We start from the raw sequence: 15,939 nt of genomic DNA on the forward strand, positions 1-15,939 counted from the left end.
CAACATAGCGAGTGTAAGTGTCCCGCACGTTGGGATTATTCACGAGGTGACCCAGGAAGTAGCTGATACAGCAACCGCGTATCGCAATACATGGATCTTAGGGCGGATGCACAAGAAATTGAATTCTCTCTTTGACTTTTATATCGCCGCTGACCCCACGTTACTTCTAAAGAACCCGCTCGTGTTCAAAACCGGAAGACTGGTGCCTGACTACACTTCGCCACCGCCACCCCCTGTCTTTACTGTAGGAAGTTTTGGATTTGCGACACCCAAGAAAGGTTTCGAACGGATAGTGGAGAAAGTGCAAGAGGAATTTGATGAAGCGATTATCAGGCTGAATATGCCCTCCGCTGATTTCGGGGATACAGACGGGGCCCGTGCCAGGGCGATTGCAGAGCGATGCCGAAAAAGCATCTATAAAAAGGGCATTCGGCTCGAGATTTCGCACGAATTCTTTAACAAGGAACAGCTTCTCGGATTTCTTGCCGGCAATAGTATGAATGTCTTTATGTATGAGGATACAGGCGGCCGCGGTATCTCGAGCGTTCTCGATAACGCCCTGGCCGTCAAAAGGCCCGTGGCGGTGACCAGGTGTCCCATGTTCAGGCATGTGCTATCGGCTCGCCCGACAATATGTATCGATGACTCCTCGTTGAAGACGATATACAACAACGGCTTCGCACCCCTGCAAAAGATCGCCGCCTACTGGGACAAGGCGCATCTGGTATGGGACTATGAGCGGATTCTCGACAGCGTGCTTAAGAGCGTGGCGCATCCCATGAAGAGAGGTGGGGGAGTTGTAGGAACAGTGAAGTCCTTCCGCAACAGGATATTCACCCTACCCGATCCCTCGTTTACCTGGCTTAGAAATACGAGAGCTGTCGTAGAAGACGATATCACTACTCCCAGTGTCGATGATTACACCCCGGTCTCTCTCGGGGAGGGCAATGGATTGAACCGGATTCTGGACGATGAGGCGAGGGCATTGTATGGACCGGCCGTGCAAAAACTCTTTGCATCCGTCCCCTTGACCATGTCTAAAAAAATAGCCCGGGCCAACGTACAACAAGCTTTTGTTTTTGACACGGTATATCGGTTGTTGAAAAACTTTAGAAATCCCCGGCTGCTCTGCGTCGGCAGTTACGAAGATACCGCGTCAATGACGCTCCAAAAAATGGGATTCGAAGTGGAAGATATAGATCCGATGGTTAATTTCTCCGTGCAGGAATTTTATACGCGTCCTTCTACGATGAAGCACTCCTATTCAATTATATTTTCAACCTCGGTAATCGAACACGACCCCGATGACGCTTCGTTTATGAAGTGTGTAACCGGACTGCTCTCCCCGGGTGGCTATGCGGTCATCACCTGTGATTATAAAGACGGATGGAAAACAGGAGATCCGAAGCCCGGTGTGGACGCCCGCTTGTACACCAAGGCCGACCTTGAAAGAAGATTGCTCTCCTATGCGCCCGGCTGTGAGCTCGTCGATGTGCCGGATTGGGATTGTCCCCATCCTGATTTTCTGTATCAAGGGAAGTACCGATATACGTTTGCAAGTTTTGTTATCCAAAAGAAAAATGGTACAAGTGATTAATTCACTATGAACACTGACTATAAGAAAGTCGTACACGCTCGTAGCGATTGCCGCCTTTGCGGGAGCCCCGATGTAGTCCAGGTTCTCTCTTTCGGTGAGACGCCGCCAGCGAACGCATATCTTGCACCCGCCGACCTCGATACACCAGAACTATTTGCGCCGCTCGTCGTTAACGCATGCAAGTCGTGCAAGCTCATTCAGTTGCGCGATGTGATAGACCCAGAAGTGCTTTTCGGTAATTATCTCTACGTATCCGGCACCTCGCCGGTATTCGTGGCGCATTTCGCCGACTATGCAAAGACCGTTGCACAGCGGTTCTCTCTATCGGGAGATTCACTTGTCGTAGACGTTGGGAGCAACGACGGCGTGCTGCTCTCGCATTTCAAAAAAGAGGGTACGAAAATATTGGGCATTGACCCAGCGCAAAATATTGCAAAAGAAGCGACAAAAAACGGCATCCCGACGATCGCGAAATTCTTTACGCCCGAAACAGCGCGGGGTATCGTCGCAAAACACGGTAAAGCTTCTATCATTACTGCAAATAATGTGTTCGCGCACACTGACGATGTCGTCGGATTCGTAGAGTCGGTGAAGGAGCTTTTATTGCCAGAGGGCGTCTTTATCTTTGAAAATCAGTACCTTAAGGATCTGATAGAACAAAATCTGTTCGATATGATTTATCATGAGCACTTGTGCTACTACCACCTGACGCCTCTCGTGCCGTTTTTCCAGCGGCTCGGACTTCGGATTTTTGATGTTGAACACGTTCCAACCCACGGAGGCTCGATTCGCGTGTTCGTAGGACGGGAGGGTGGCCCGCACAAGACCTCCGAGAGAGTCCAACAAATGCAAGATACAGAGTCCGCGCTCAATACGGTGTCCACCTATTACGCATTCGCCGAGCGTATCGATGCTATCGGGAAGAAATTGCGCTCGCTCCTTGAAGATTTCCGCCGCGAAGGCAAGCGGGTGGTCGGCTATGGCGCACCTGCAAAAGCAACGACGCTCTGTTATGCACTCGGCATCGACGGGAACATGCTCGAGTACATTGTTGACGATTCTAAAATGAAGCAAGGTCTCTATATGCCGGGTACGCATATCCCAATCAAAGCGTCTGACACCCTGTACACCGACAAGCCGGACTATTGTCTTATTCTCGCGTGGAATTTCGCGGATTCAATCGTTAAAAACCATCAGCGATTTAAGAAAAACGGAGGCGTGTTTATCCTCCCTGTTCCAACACCGAGCATCCTTTCGTAAGTTTGTGACGTTATACCTGCTGTGATACGCTGCGCGCATATATGAAAAAACGAAAGACCATACTCGTATTCGGCGCGAATGGCTTTATCGGTCAGCACCTCGTGCGCCGCATATTGAACGGGAAGGATTGGTATGTAATTGCCAACGATCTGTCCGATGATACGATCCGCGAGTTCCGGAACAATCCGCGGTTTGAATTCCATAAGGGCTCCATTCTTAATAAAAAGCTCATGCAGAAGCTGGTCTCTCGTGCCGATGTCGTCGTTCCGCTTGCGGGCATCGCCACGCCAAAGACATACATTCTCGATCCGTTACGCGTCTTCGAGATCGACTTTGAAGCAAATCTCGCTATCGTGCGCATGTGCGTGAAAGAAGGAAAGAGGGTGATTTGGCCGTCGACATCCGAAGTGTATGGCATGAGCACGGACCGTGAGTTTCATCCTGAAGAATCAAATTTCGTAACGGGACCAACCAATAAGATGCGCTGGATCTATTCGACGAGTAAGCAGATGATGGATCGGGTCATATTCGCCTATGGACGCGACCGAGGACTCGATTTCACTCTTTTCCGACCGTTCAACTGGATTGGGTACGGGCAGGACAATATTCATGATACGAAAGGGAATGCACGCCTCATCACACAATTTCTTGGTAATATTCTGCGCGGCGAAAACCTGAAGCTCGTTGATGGCGGAACCAATAGACGTTCTTTTTCTTATATTAGCGACTGTATTGATGCGCTCATTAAGATTATTGAGAATAAAAACGGTATTGCCACAGGAAAGATATACAACATCGGCGTTCCCAAAAATAACCATTCTATTAGAGAAGTGGCCGAGATGATGCTTGAACTTGCTCCACAGTACCCGTACTTTCGTGAGCGCATACAGGATGTGAAGATTATTGACATCACCGCGAAGAAGCATTACGGCGAAGGATACCAAGACATGATCAATCGAACGCCGTACATACGCAGCACAGAGCGCGATTTGGACTGGAATCCGAAAGTGAATTTACGCCAAGCACTGAAGAAAACCCTTGCCGCGTACGTTGAAGAGTTGAATCAGGGGAATAAACGATGAAAGCGAAGGATATTCTCATAACCGGAGGAGAGGGCGCTCTGGGATCCTATTGTGATTTCGGGACGCGCGCTGGTGAGAGTGATCTTGATGTAACCGATCTTCGTGCGGTGATGAGGATGTGTACAGATATCAAGCCGAGGACCATCGTACACTGCGCGGCCCTCACCGACCTTTCTTTCTGCGAACAGAATCCTGATAAGGCCTATCTCGTAAACGCAACAGGAACATATCATGTGGCGCTTGGCGCGCATAGCGTCGGCGCCAAGCTTGTATATATTTCTACCTCCGACGTATTCGATGGCAAAAAAAGTGAGCCTTATACAGAACAGGACGTTCCAAATCCGACCACGGTATACGGCCGTTCAAAACATCTCGGAGAGCTTGCCGTCAGGGGTATGGTCGATGACTATATTATTATGCGAATATCCTGGATGTTTGGGGGCGGTCCGGCGAAAGATAATAAGTTCGTCGGGAGATTGCTCGCGCAGGGCGCCGTTCCCGAGATACGCGTGACGACCGATAAACGCGCTTCGCCGTCGTGGGGGAAAGATGTCGCGGGAGCCATACAGAAACTTATCGAAGAAGATAAACGCGGCATATACCACGTAGGTGGCGGTGTTGCGACGAGATATGATATCGCACAAGAGATAGTCTCCATCATGGGGTGGGATACGAGAGTCATTCCCGTAGTCTCCTCAGAGTTTCCCTCGCCCTACACTATTGGAGAAAATGAGAGTATGCCTCTGTCTCCATTGGTGCGGCCGTGGCGGGATTCGCTGCGGGAATATATTGAAACCGAGTGGAAAAAGTAACAACGAAGAAGTGTTTCCTTGCTATCTATAACTCGACGCCAACTAAACCGAGCAATTGATGGTCTTCCAGGATCTGCTGTTCGTATTGCCGGAAGCGCTCGACGTATACGGACGCCAACTCCTTCCCCTTTTGAGTATTGATGAGCTGCGGGTATTCATAGATGCTTATCCTGCAGCCGTCTAGGACGCTCTTGGGCGCGTGATAGGTACTCGCAGGGTTTGTTTTCTCCACATACGGAAATTCGATCGCCGGAATCTTAGATCGAAATTGTCCGGATCTGATAAGCACCATGCTTTGCATGTTGATAAGCTTGTCGGCATCCTGCAGGATTTCCTGTGTTGGACTCCGGTGCGGAGGCGATTTTTCGCTGTGCTCAAGTACGGCGAGATAGATTTCTTCGACCTCTTCATCACTGAAGAAATTCACCGGGAGAAGACTAAGATACTCGCGCAATTGCGCTGGATACCTATCCACTTCCGTTAAGCGGTCGGTAGAGTGGATGAGCGCGGCCACCCAACCCATATCGGCGAGCTGCGGAGTCGGCGCGATGAGTACCGCCATTTGTGCCACTGCAACATCGTGATCGAGACCATGACCACGGTGTCGGCGTATCGATGTCGCATGATTATTTCGTACCGCGGTGTAAAGGGTACTGAATTTTTTTTGGTAAGAATTAAACGCTTTCATTGGTTTGGATACACTATTGATGTGCCTTGGTTTTCGAATGTAATCGCAAGAACGTCTTTTCCGAATTTTTTGAGTATTTTTTTCTTTGCGACCGGATTACAGATTACCATAAGGAAACCACATCCACCGCTCCCCAGAAGTTTTACTCCATACGCACCCATATTCATGACCGTATCTGCTATCTTGTCTATTTTATTTGTTGATATAAGAGGCGATATTTTTCGTTTCTCGTTCCATGTTTCAAGTAATAATTTTCCTATTTCTTCTACATCTTCTCTTAAAAATGCTTTATACGCCTTTCTGGCGAGCTTCAATATTTTTTTCTTATCTTTATTCTCATGCGACTTCGCAATTTCATTCTGGTTTCTCTGGCTATTGGTATATATGAGAACGATAGAGTCCTGAAACTTTTTTTTGAATGCATCGGAGATGGGAAGTGGCTTTACCGTGAAGTTTCCCTTCCGATCAATCTTGATGGTATTAAATCCTCCGTATGCGGCGAGTATTTGGTCCTGTATGCCACCACTGTCCTTCAGTATGTTTCGTTCTATATGAATAGCGGTCTTTGCTATATTCTTTTTGTTACTACGCTCACCATTCAGTTTTTTCATGAGATGTACCATGCCGACGCAAAATGACGATGACCCCCCTAGCCCAGTCCGGGAGGGGACATCCGCTGAAGAATTGAAATCTATATGGTCTCGTATATCGTGATGTCGCAACGTCTCTCTGATGAGTGGGTTTTGAATATCATCGATTGAAGAGACGATCTCTGCTTTGGAATAGCCGATGAAATTTTCTTTCGGTAGAATTTTCGGTCTGTATCGTGCGGAGAGCCAGATATATTTATCTATCGTGGTACCAATTATAAAAGAGCCATGTTTTTTATAAAAAGACTTATAGTCGGTAGATCCGCCAAAAAAAGATACCCGCAGAGGGGATTTTACTATAATCACGGTACCATACTAGCATAACCCCGAAGAAATACTCTCGCTTGGTTTATGCTAGTATCTCCCAATATGAAAAACGTTCCCAAGGTCTCCATCATAGTCTCAAATTACAACTCCTCCGATCTCATAAACGGGGCGCTTGAATCTCTCGTGTCCGCTTCGGGAGATGTGCCGTTTGAGGTTATTCTTATTGATGATGTTTCTACCGATGGAGGGTTTGCTCTGGTGGATGAGAAATATAAACGCGATTCGCGCTTCTCGTTTGTGCAATGCGAAAAACATATCGGCTTCTCCGCGCTCAATCTCGTGCTCGCTCGCACGAGCGGTGAATATCTTATGACGATGGATACCGATACTCGCGTCTGGCCCGGGGCGCTACAGGCGCTCATGACGTTTATGGATACCCATCCGCAGGCGGGTGCGGCTACCGCGAACCTCCATTATCCGGACGGCTCTCTGCAAAATTATCATCGCCGTCTGATGACGCCAGCACGCTCCTTTTTTACCACGGTCATCGGCCGGTTTATTGATAAATATCTGCTCGGGTTGCGCAACTATAAGTCCTACCATTACGACGACCTGGACGCGACACGCGTCTTTGAGATAGAGCAGCCGCCGACTGCATTCTTTATATTCCGTCGCGCGGCGCTCGACTCCTACATCGTGGACCCGGATTTCAATAACGTGTTCCTTGATGTGGACCTTTGTCGCCGCATTTATAACCGCGGCTATAAAATATATTTAGTTCCAGACGCCAATGTCACCCACATTAAGTCCGTAGCTGCCAATAAGAAACCGAATCTCTGGAGGGACCGTCAGTATTACAGAGACCAACTTTTCTACTTCAAGAAGCACTATCCTGCGTATGCCCCGCTTATGGCGGTCGTATTGTGGATTGATCGCGCGATGCGTAATCTCCTGATTCGCACGCTTGGCCGCGCACCAATGCGGTAACATTTCCCCTGTACCTTGGGTTCCAATCAGACACGCATGAAGATCGCCATTTTTTTATACGAAACGAGCCAGCTCGCGTCGCTTGACGCACTTTTGGCGAAGTATGGCGAAGAGGGCGAGGTGCCTACAATCGTCTCGCTTGACGCGGAAATTGATTTCGCGCTCAAGAAACGCGATGTGCCGTTTGTCTCGGGCAAAACGCTTCAGAATCGCATCAGCCCGAATGCTTTTATGCGCCATGGGAAGCTTGCACACGAAATATGTGAGAGCGAGACGCTCTCATTCTTGGAATATAAAAATATTCCTCTTCTCAAGCCGTTGCGTTTTTCAATCAGCATCTATCTTATTTTTCTTTTGTATTACATCGAAGTAATTGCTAAATTCGTGGACAGCGCAGGAGAGATAGACTGCTTAGTCGTGCAGGAGCCGACGACCACAGTATCTAAAACCTCCGGTTCTTTGGCTGAATACGAATTGTTCACGGTGGTGGAAGCAGCGCGGCAAGTGGCACAGAGTCGTCACATTGTATGCAAGTCGATACGGCAGACCACCTTCTCTGTGCGTGCACACAACATATTGCAACAACATATCTTCACGTATAAACGGATATTGTTTGGCAATGCGCTTTCAATACTGAATATGATTATTTCCTTGCGCCCGCGCAGGAAAATTCGTATCATCGCAAGTGATTATTGGAGAAATATCTCTCCTGTTCTGAGGAAGCTCCCCGAAGCAGAGTTAATACTCCTTGACCGTAGCGAGGCCCTAAAAATGGGTTTCAAAACTATTTGGCGCCACAAAGCGCAATTCATGCACATCGAACATTTTCTCTCTCGTCAGGCCCGGCGGGAAGCCCTCCAGTATTCGCATCTGTGTCTTGAAAAGTGGCAGTCGGTTCGCACACAGACATGGGAAGGGGTGGATTTTATGTTTTGCGGCGTTTCCCTTGCTCCACTGTGCGAACGCATCATGACGCGCCTAATGGAACACGCGTTGCCGCGTGTCTTATGTGACATTGAAGGTACCTATGCGATGTATGAACAGCTGGTTCCCCACACGGTGCTTCTCCGCGCGAGTATAAGCGGACAGGTACACTTTGCGATACTGCCACTGGTTGCTAAACGGATGGGTATTCCGTCTTTGGAATCACAGCACGGCATACAATATTTCGGACCGGGTTCTACAACCATCCATCATGCCGCCGAATACATTGCCACCTACGGAAATCTCGTCAGCGAAGAATTGATCGCACTCGGGTATGAGCCGCGGCGTTTGTTCTCGGTTGGTTCACCACGATTTGACTCGTATGCTATTGCAAAGGGCGAAACTCGGCACGAGACCAGCGATCTCGTTTTCTTGAGTGTTGCACCCGCCATTGGTGCCGGAGAAGGCTTCGGCACATTCTCTACGGAAGAATATTTCGCTGCGTTGGGCCACGCGATGAGAAACATACCGAACGCTCATTTGGCCATTAGCGCGCGCTCCGGCCCTTATCGCAGAGCGTTCGCACAAGAAGCGGAGGCGCGCGGACTTGTTGGGGTGTCATACAAGAACGTTTCGGGCACCCCACTCCCTAAGTTATTTGCACAGGCTGATGTCGTTATTTGCAGTTACTCGACTGTCGTGTATGAGGCTATGCTGCATCGCAAGCCGGTGGTTGTCGTCGCGTTCGCCCCCATCGAGAAACTTATGTGCGATTTTCATTTTTCAAAGTTTGTACAAGCCGGTGCGCTCGCGGTTGCACATTCGCCGGAGGAACTCGCCGGCATCTTCCAGCGGCTTGCTAAAAGCGCTGAAGCGCGCGAGCATATGAGTGCGACAGCCGAAGCCTTTATGGGAAAACAATTTTCATTTGACGGCCATGCTTCCGAGCGAATAGCCGACCGCATCCGCCTCTGGTCGCGCGATACAACACACTATGCAACCTCTTAAATTTGGTACTCGTATCATTGGCGGTCCTCGAACGCTCATCATTGCCGAGATAGCAGACTCCCATAATGGTTCTATGGAAACCGCCAAGAAGTTGGTGGATGCTGCTAAGGCGGCGGGAGCCGATGTCGCGAAATTCCAGCTCCATTTGGTCGGCAAAAATGAAGTGGACGGTAAGAACGAAATGATTCCTGGCTCCATCGATATGTGGGACGGACCACTCTATGAGATTTTACAGCGCAATCTTTTTACGTTTGATATGCACAAAGAGATTAAGGAATACTGTGAAAAAGTGGGGATTGAATATCTCTGCACGCCGTTTTGCGCCGCAGCAGTCGATGTGCTTGAGAATTTGAATGTCAAGGCATTTAAAACCGGCTCGGGTGAGCTTGATAATTTACCCCAGCACAGGCGCATCGCGCAGATCTCCGCGAAGACCGGCAAGCCAGTCATTGTCTCGACTGGCATGTGCACCTGGGATGAAATTGCTGACACCGTAAAGGTGTACGAGGAAGAAGGCGCAAAAGGGAACCTCGTGCTCACTAATTGTACGTCCGAATACCCGCCGAACGATTACAGTCACGCAAATCTTGGGTTGATTCCAAAACTCCAAAAGGAGTTTGGTGTTTGGGTGGGACAGAGCGACCACACCATGGATAACTACACCGCGTATGCCGCCGTAGCGCTCGGCGCGAAAGTGATAGAGAAGCACCTCACGCTGGATAGGAACCAAAAAGGACCCGACCACGCTATCGCACTTGAGCCGCATATGTTCAAGGATTTGGTGGATGGCATTCGCAAAATAGAAATCGGTCTCGGCTCGGAAAAAAGTATTACGAAAGAAGAGCAGGTCGTGCGAGACTGGGCCTTCCACACCGCGACTTCCTTTCGTGATATTAAAAAGGGTGAGGAGTTTACGCTTCAAAATCTTATCGAACGCCGACCACTCACTATGACCATAGGAGGTAAGAAGATTCTGGGTATTCCATCTAAGTACCTAGACAAGATGTATTCAAGCAAACTTCTCGGTCGCAAAGCTACCCGCGATATTCCTAAAGACACAATGCTGACATGGAGAGACGTTGCTTAAACTCGCTGAAACTTGCGAAGATAGAAGTGTGTTGTATATAGTACGTCCACTATGGTTTCAAAGAGTCCCAAGCAAAAGGGGGCAAAAAAGCCCAAGAAAATAGCTATTATTGCCGGCTCACGAGGTGAGTGGGGGTATTATCGCCCGATCATTAATGAGATACGGAAACGCCCCGATCTCGACTACGGGGTCGTCGTTTCCAACATGCATGTGCTGGACCGCTTCGGTTCCTCGATCGAAGAGATACGCAAAGAGGGCTACAAGATTGATGCGGTGATACATAACACACTCGATGGGTACAACCATCTCACCATGGTCAAGTCCCTTTCCATATTTATGTTGCAACTTCCCGAAATACTGCGGAGCATGGGGGCGGATTTCGTTCTCGTCGGCGGCGATCGCGGCGAACAACTTATGGCGGCGATTGTCGGAGCCCATCTGTATCTCCCCGTAGGGCATATTCAAGCAGGTGAGGTCTCCGGCAACATTGATGGCGTTTCGCGTCATGCCATCACTAAATTTGCACACTTACACTTTGCCGCGAATGAGGACGCGGCACAGCGCATACTCAACATGGGTGAACAACCGTTCCGCATACACACAACGGGAGCACCCCAGCTCGATGATCTCTTGCACGACAACGTAACGCCGAAGAAAAAATTGTTTAAAAAACTCGGGCTCAAGGATAGCAAGAAGCCGCTCATCCTCGTCGCACAACATCCAGTGACGGAGGAGTTTGAGAAAGCGGGCGAGCAGATGCGTATCACCTTGCAGGCGGTCAAACAGTTTGATGCTCGAGTCGTTATTATTATGAGTAATTCAGATGCGGGCAGCACGGCAGTCTCGCGTGTCATACAGGAGGAACGTACGTCGGCAATGAAAGTGTTTCCCAACGTGCCACGTGAAGATTATGCTAGCCTCATGGCCGCCGCCGACGTACTCGTCGGCAACTCATCCTCGGGCATTCTTGAGGCACCGTCCTTTAAACTGCCCGCAGTGAATATAGGCAATCGCGAGAGAGGCCGGCTCCAAGGTAAGAATGTCATCAATGCACCGCATAGCGTGTCGGAGATTAAAAAGGCTATTACTAAAGCGCTTTCTAAACAATTTGTGCGAAGCATGCGCAACTGTGTAAACCCTTATGGGGATGGAAAATCAGCACGTCATATCGTCGATATTATCGCTACAGTTGAGCACAATGAGGAGCTTCTCGTAAAGCGCATTACGTACTAGACTATTGTTATGAACATTATCTCCACATCATCGTATTGCATCGCCGAAAACGCAACGATTGCCGATGCACTGATGGCTATTACCGAGAATAAACGCGGTTGCGTGATCGTCATTGGCGGCGCGGGCGCTTTGCTCGGCATACTTTCTGACGGTGATATTCGCCGCGCCCTTGTCAAGGGCGCAATGGAACTTACTCCTATCCTCAAAATACTCAATCCAAACGTACTGTCACTCAATCGGGCCGTAGCTATCGCGCAGGAGAGTAAAAAGATCTTTTCAGAACATCCGGAGATAAATCTTATTCCAATACTGGGTGTCGGTAATGTCGTTGTTGATGTTATTGCGCGAGGAGAGAAAACCACATGACTATGCTTGGGCTTATCGGTGCTCGGGGGGGTAGTGAGCGGCTCCCGGGGAAAAATATAAAAAATTTCTTCGGTAAGCCACTCATTGTGTGGACCATTGAGGCAGCCAAAAAAAGCGGGATTTTCGAGCGGATCATTGTCGTTACCGATAGTACAGACATAGCGGCAATCGCTAAGCATTCTGGTGCAGAAGTGCCGTTTATGGAGCCCGCAGAGTTGGCAACCAATCTTTCGTACCACGACGCTCTGCGCTATACGCTCCAAAAACTGGCAGACGACGAGAAATATGTTCCAGAGAATTTTATTTTGCTCGAGCCGAGTGCCGTGGGAAGAACGGTGAGCCATATTCGAGAAGTTGCAGAACTCCTTACGACCCGAACCGATTTTGATTCAATCGTTGGAATCTCGGAAGTGCCTGGACATTTCAGTTACTCAAAACAGCTTGTCATCGCCTCTAATGGAATAGTAGGGCGAGTAGGGGACAATGCTCCTCTTAAAAATCTGATCCATCGTAATCAAGAGGTGCCGAAATCATATGTCATCAATTCAGCTATATACGGATTCCGCCGAAAGAATCTATTCGAAGGAGATAAAAGCCTTTGGGGCGAGAGCACGTATGGCTATGTCATGGACGGTTCAAAACTAGCCGATATTGATACGATAGAAGATTGGGTCATGGCAGAGGCGAAAATGAAACACTTTCTGGCGGGGAAGGAGGGGAAATACATAAATGACCGTCGTTGAAATGACTACATATGGAAACACCACTCGCAATTTTTGAGATAGGTATAAATCATTTGGGCGATAAGGCCCGGGCGTTGCGCATGGTCGATACGCTCATTGCGCAGGGAGCAACACACCTAACCATCCAAGCTCTTGTTGATCCTTTGGCGTATAGCCGTGACGCCACTGGGGCCAAGATGCTACAGTCGAACTGCCTTTCGTTTGAGGATAACGTTGCAGTTGTTTCCCATGCTCGCGCCGCCGGCGCGCATGTGGGGGTGGCAATACTCGACCCCATACACGTTCGGCCGTTTGTCGATGCTGGAGCCAGCTTCTTTAAAGTACTCAGCAGTGATATTACGTATACCCCATTGCATCTTGCAGTAGCGGACACGAAGGCCCCTCTATATCTCTCCACTGCAGCTTCAACGCCTGACGAGATGATCAAAGCGGTCGCATTAATTCGCTCTCCCTATCCTGAAGCTGATGTTAGGCTCATTCATACGGTTTTTCCCATTCCCACACCTGCGGCACAACTTAACCTGTCTGCAATACCATTCCTTATTGAAAAAGTTGGTGTTCCGGTCGCGTATGGGCAACATGCAGCAGCGAGGGAGGCACTACCAGCGGCTATCGCGGCGGGTGCAGAGAGTGTGTTCGTCTATGTCGCGGAAGAATTCTCCCCCAAGTTAATTGATGGTCCACATGCCATACTTTGTAGCGAAGCGGGGAATGTGCTTGAAATGCTCGCGCAGACACGTGCCATGATGGGCACATACGATCGTGTGATGGGAGAACAAGAACAGTCATGGCGCGCGAAAATTCGTCGATCTGTTGTGGCCGCTAGAGCCATAGTACGGGGCGAAACAATCACGCAGGAGATGGTGCGCTATAAGCGGCCAGGTACCGGCACTCCGGCATGGGATATAAGTCGCGTAGTTGGGAGTGTTGCTAAGCGCGAGTATCTGCCCGATGAAGATATCACCTAACTCACACATAATTATATGACACGAACAGCACTGATTGGAGGTGCGAGCAAAGGTTTAGGTTTCGGATGTGCCCAAGCACTTGCTCAAAAGGGCTGCCGCATCGTTATGTGTGCACGAAATGAACTTGATCTTAATGCCGCTGCACATACTCTCCACTCCCAATATTCAAATGTAGATATCATTACTATTCCATGCGACTGGTCTAAGAAAGAAGCATTGGAGCAGTTGCAAATGACGCTACAATCAAAAAAGATAGATATAGATATATTAATCAATAATGTCGGAGGACCAACACCCGGCACCATCTCGCAACAGAATGAAAAATCATGGGAAGAGGCTCTGGATCTTCTGTTCCGATCAACCATCCGGGTATACAGCATCGTGTTACCAGGAATGCGCAAGCGTCGCTGGGGAAGAATTGTAAATATTTTATCAACGACAGCGCTTGAACCATCCCCACTGTTGGCGACCTCGAGTGTTGTGCGCGCCGCACTTGCATCATACGCCAAACTTATGGCCTGGGACGTTGTCAAAGATGGTATTACAATAAACAGTTTAATGCCGGCTGGTTTCTTGACAGCCCGAACCAATCAGCTCATTGATGATGCCGCACGACGTCGTAGTGTCGACAGAGGAGTTATTGTGGCAGAAAAAGAAGCCGAATTACCATCGGGGCATTTTATGGATCCGATAGAACTGGGATACGTGGCTGCATTCTTGGCATCGGATGAGGCAGCCGGCATCACCGGCACATTGCTTCCTGTTGACGGCGGCGCAAAGAAATCGCTCTGAAAAAAGTATGACAGAACACCCATCTTTTCTGCGTCAATTGCCCCCAGAAGAAAAAAAGCGTCTCGCGTATATCGAGGGGCGCGAAGATCTTTTTCAGACTAAAGTATTTGAAATCAAAAATGGTGCAGAACCGCAGGCAGAAGGAGAAAAAGAAAATATATTGGTCATCTCCCGCGATCCAGGAAGTGCCGGTGCACTCGCACCAGTGATGGAGTTGTTGCATCACGACGACACGATTATCATGAGGGTACTGACAGATGGTCGGGCGGAGGAAATTCTGGAAAAAGAGTTCCCGATGAACGACATTACGCCCCAAGACATGACTCTCGGTGCGGACCAGGTGCTTGGTACGCCAGACGTGTTGCTGGTTAACTCTTCTGTTTCAGAAAAGGGACTGGAAACGTACGCTGTGGCGACTTACCCAGAAGTACCCATGATATTGGTCGAAGATTACTACACCTCTTCTCTCGGTTTTTTGCAGCGACTCAAAGAGCGTAAGTTGTCGTACCCAAAGAAAATTTGCGTTTTGGACAGCGAAGCGAAGAATATCATTGTCAAAGAATTTCCCGAGTTGGAGGGGAGCATTGAAATTACGGGACAACCAGCTTTTGACCGTTTTGCTACGGAAGATACAGAGGGATTAAAAACCGATGCCAGAAGAGAATTGAGTATGATGCCCGATGAAAAGATTATCACATTCGTGTCTGCGTCAATGGGCACCGACATTAAGTTGGTTGAAAAAATGGCAGATGAGTTAAAAAAAGTGAAAGCAAAATTCAGGATTGCATTTACGGTCCATCCTCGCGATAATACACCACGGGAGACATATCAGAAAATTTTTAGAGAGGCGGGTATAGCATGTATTAACGTCGGACAACTGGGATTTAATAAAGTTGGTGCGGCTTCCGATGTAGTGGTGATGATTATTTCAACCGAAGGATTGAATGCCATTTATCGTCGCAAACCGACTGTGCACATCACCGACCCCCGATTTGTCGTGCCGTTGAAAGGTTTGACACCGCCCCCGCCAGTTACGCTTGGGGCAAGTGTCGGGCTTGACGACGTTAATGGTCTCGCCGATACAGTCGCAGAGTTACTCGATCCTGAAAGTGCAAAAAATGCAGAACTGAGAAAACACATGGAACAGAATTATCCAGTAGACGGCAAAAATGCGCAGCGGGTGGCTGACCTCTTAATGGCAGAAATGGCAAAAAACTAATTTGATTTGCACCCTTTCGTATTTCCAAAGAGTTATATGCTATAACATGGACGACACGTTTCTATGAACGCATCTCAAAACTCAAACTTCAAGAACTTTGTTGTCCTGTGGCGCATATTCGGTAAGTATCGTTGGCAGATAATAATTCTCATCGCGCTCGGGGTCGTCAGTGCGACGCTTGATGGTATCGGCATCAACGCGATGATTCCGCTCATTTCCTTTTATACCGATGCCGGCAGCGGGCCGACAGACTTTA

The 15,939-nt window shown here is 48.8% G+C and carries 16 protein-coding genes; 14 read left to right on the forward strand and 2 right to left on the reverse strand.

The window, feature by feature from the left end; translation table 11 throughout:
• From WC764_04450 to WC764_04465, 4 genes are all read left to right on the forward strand, one after another.
• On the forward strand, positions 1 to 1,597 hold a 1,597-nt coding region (locus WC764_04450), incomplete at its 5' end, for a hypothetical protein (protein MFA6006943.1).
• A 6-nt stretch (positions 1,598 to 1,603) separates the two neighbouring features.
• Positions 1,604 to 2,857, forward strand: a complete 1,254-nt coding sequence (locus tag WC764_04455) for a class I SAM-dependent methyltransferase (protein MFA6006944.1) — start codon at positions 1,604 to 1,606, stop codon at positions 2,855 to 2,857.
• 41 nt (positions 2,858 to 2,898) lie between these two features.
• Positions 2,899 to 3,939, forward strand: a complete 1,041-nt coding sequence (locus tag WC764_04460; protein MFA6006945.1) for a bifunctional UDP-4-keto-pentose/UDP-xylose synthase — start codon at positions 2,899 to 2,901, stop codon at positions 3,937 to 3,939.
• The gene (locus WC764_04465) at positions 3,936 to 4,751 is read left to right on the forward strand and encodes an NAD(P)-dependent oxidoreductase (GenBank protein MFA6006946.1); all 816 of its coding nucleotides are present in this window, start codon (positions 3,936 to 3,938) and stop codon (positions 4,749 to 4,751) included. Before WC764_04460 ends, WC764_04465 begins: the two co-directional genes overlap by 4 nt.
• 25 nt (positions 4,752 to 4,776) lie before the next feature.
• Here the strand turns inward: WC764_04465 and WC764_04470 are convergent, their stop codons facing one another.
• Positions 4,777 to 5,439, reverse strand: a complete 663-nt coding sequence (locus tag WC764_04470) for an HD domain-containing protein (protein MFA6006947.1) — start codon at positions 5,437 to 5,439, stop codon at positions 4,777 to 4,779.
• Positions 5,436 to 6,395, reverse strand: a complete 960-nt coding sequence (locus WC764_04475; GenBank protein ID MFA6006948.1) for a kinase — start codon at positions 6,393 to 6,395, stop codon at positions 5,436 to 5,438. Before WC764_04475 ends, WC764_04470 begins: the two co-directional genes overlap by 4 nt.
• A gap of 63 nt (positions 6,396 to 6,458) precedes the next feature.
• Here WC764_04475 and WC764_04480 point away from each other — a divergent pair, with 63 nt between their 5' ends.
• The 10 genes from WC764_04480 to WC764_04525 all read left to right on the forward strand — a co-directional run.
• A complete protein-coding gene (locus WC764_04480; protein MFA6006949.1) occupies positions 6,459 to 7,343 on the forward strand; it encodes a glycosyltransferase in 885 nt (294 codons plus the stop codon).
• 36 nt (positions 7,344 to 7,379) lie between these two features.
• A complete protein-coding gene (locus WC764_04485) occupies positions 7,380 to 9,275 on the forward strand; it encodes a glycosyltransferase (protein ID MFA6006950.1) in 1,896 nt (631 codons plus the stop codon).
• A complete protein-coding gene (locus WC764_04490; protein MFA6006951.1) occupies positions 9,262 to 10,362 on the forward strand; it encodes an N-acetylneuraminate synthase family protein in 1,101 nt (366 codons plus the stop codon). The genes WC764_04485 and WC764_04490 overlap by 14 nt, the downstream gene beginning before the upstream one ends.
• Before the next feature lie 51 nt (positions 10,363 to 10,413).
• Positions 10,414 to 11,595 carry a UDP-N-acetylglucosamine 2-epimerase gene (neuC, locus tag WC764_04495; GenBank protein MFA6006952.1) on the forward strand — a complete coding sequence of 394 codons (1,182 nt, stop codon included), beginning with the start codon at positions 10,414 to 10,416 and terminating at the stop codon, positions 11,593 to 11,595.
• Between the two features lie 9 nt (positions 11,596 to 11,604).
• Positions 11,605 to 11,961: a CBS domain-containing protein gene (locus WC764_04500; GenBank protein ID MFA6006953.1), complete on the forward strand. Its 357-nt coding sequence runs from the start codon at positions 11,605 to 11,607 to the stop codon at positions 11,959 to 11,961.
• A complete protein-coding gene (locus WC764_04505) occupies positions 11,958 to 12,704 on the forward strand; it encodes an acylneuraminate cytidylyltransferase family protein (GenBank protein ID MFA6006954.1) in 747 nt (248 codons plus the stop codon). The genes WC764_04500 and WC764_04505 overlap by 4 nt, the downstream gene beginning before the upstream one ends.
• An 11-nt stretch (positions 12,705 to 12,715) precedes the next feature.
• Positions 12,716 to 13,672: an N-acetylneuraminate synthase family protein gene (locus tag WC764_04510; GenBank protein ID MFA6006955.1), complete on the forward strand. Its 957-nt coding sequence runs from the start codon at positions 12,716 to 12,718 to the stop codon at positions 13,670 to 13,672.
• A 15-nt stretch (positions 13,673 to 13,687) separates the two neighbouring features.
• On the forward strand, positions 13,688 to 14,464 hold the full coding sequence (locus tag WC764_04515; protein ID MFA6006956.1) for an SDR family oxidoreductase: 777 nt from the start codon (positions 13,688 to 13,690) through the stop codon (positions 14,462 to 14,464).
• Positions 14,465 to 14,471: 7 nt separating this feature from the next.
• On the forward strand, positions 14,472 to 15,683 hold the full coding sequence (locus tag WC764_04520; GenBank protein MFA6006957.1) for a hypothetical protein: 1,212 nt from the start codon (positions 14,472 to 14,474) through the stop codon (positions 15,681 to 15,683).
• A gap of 63 nt (positions 15,684 to 15,746) precedes the next feature.
• Positions 15,747 to 15,939: hypothetical protein (locus WC764_04525; GenBank protein ID MFA6006958.1), on the forward strand; the 193-nt coding region annotated here is incomplete at its 3' end.

This window comes from Candidatus Paceibacterota bacterium (assembly GCA_041660505.1).
Taxonomy (GTDB): Bacteria; Patescibacteriota; Minisyncoccia; order Phycocordibacterales; family JACRKE01; genus JBAZWG01.

Bases quoted from the DNA above. Each gene is read 5' to 3' on its own strand.
- WC764_04490 (MFA6006951.1), top strand. From the start codon at position 9,262: ATGCAACCTCTTAAATTTGGTACTCGTATCATTGGCGGTCCTCGAACG.
- WC764_04485 (MFA6006950.1), top strand. From the start codon at position 7,380: ATGAAGATCGCCATTTTTTTATACGAAACGAGCCAGCTCGCGTCGCTT.
- WC764_04465 (MFA6006946.1), top strand. From the start codon at position 3,936: ATGAAAGCGAAGGATATTCTCATAACCGGAGGAGAGGGCGCTCTGGGA.
- WC764_04480 (MFA6006949.1), top strand. From the start codon at position 6,459: ATGAAAAACGTTCCCAAGGTCTCCATCATAGTCTCAAATTACAACTCC.
- neuC (MFA6006952.1), top strand. From the start codon at position 10,414: ATGGTTTCAAAGAGTCCCAAGCAAAAGGGGGCAAAAAAGCCCAAGAAA.
- WC764_04510 (MFA6006955.1), top strand. From the start codon at position 12,716: ATGGAAACACCACTCGCAATTTTTGAGATAGGTATAAATCATTTGGGC.
- WC764_04515 (MFA6006956.1), top strand. From the start codon at position 13,688: ATGACACGAACAGCACTGATTGGAGGTGCGAGCAAAGGTTTAGGTTTC.
- WC764_04500 (MFA6006953.1), top strand. From the start codon at position 11,605: ATGAACATTATCTCCACATCATCGTATTGCATCGCCGAAAACGCAACG.
- WC764_04470 (MFA6006947.1), bottom strand. From the start codon at position 5,439: ATGAAAGCGTTTAATTCTTACCAAAAAAAATTCAGTACCCTTTACACC.
- WC764_04505 (MFA6006954.1), top strand. From the start codon at position 11,958: ATGACTATGCTTGGGCTTATCGGTGCTCGGGGGGGTAGTGAGCGGCTC.
- WC764_04520 (MFA6006957.1), top strand. From the start codon at position 14,472: ATGACAGAACACCCATCTTTTCTGCGTCAATTGCCCCCAGAAGAAAAA.
- WC764_04455 (MFA6006944.1), top strand. From the start codon at position 1,604: ATGAACACTGACTATAAGAAAGTCGTACACGCTCGTAGCGATTGCCGC.
- WC764_04460 (MFA6006945.1), top strand. From the start codon at position 2,899: ATGAAAAAACGAAAGACCATACTCGTATTCGGCGCGAATGGCTTTATC.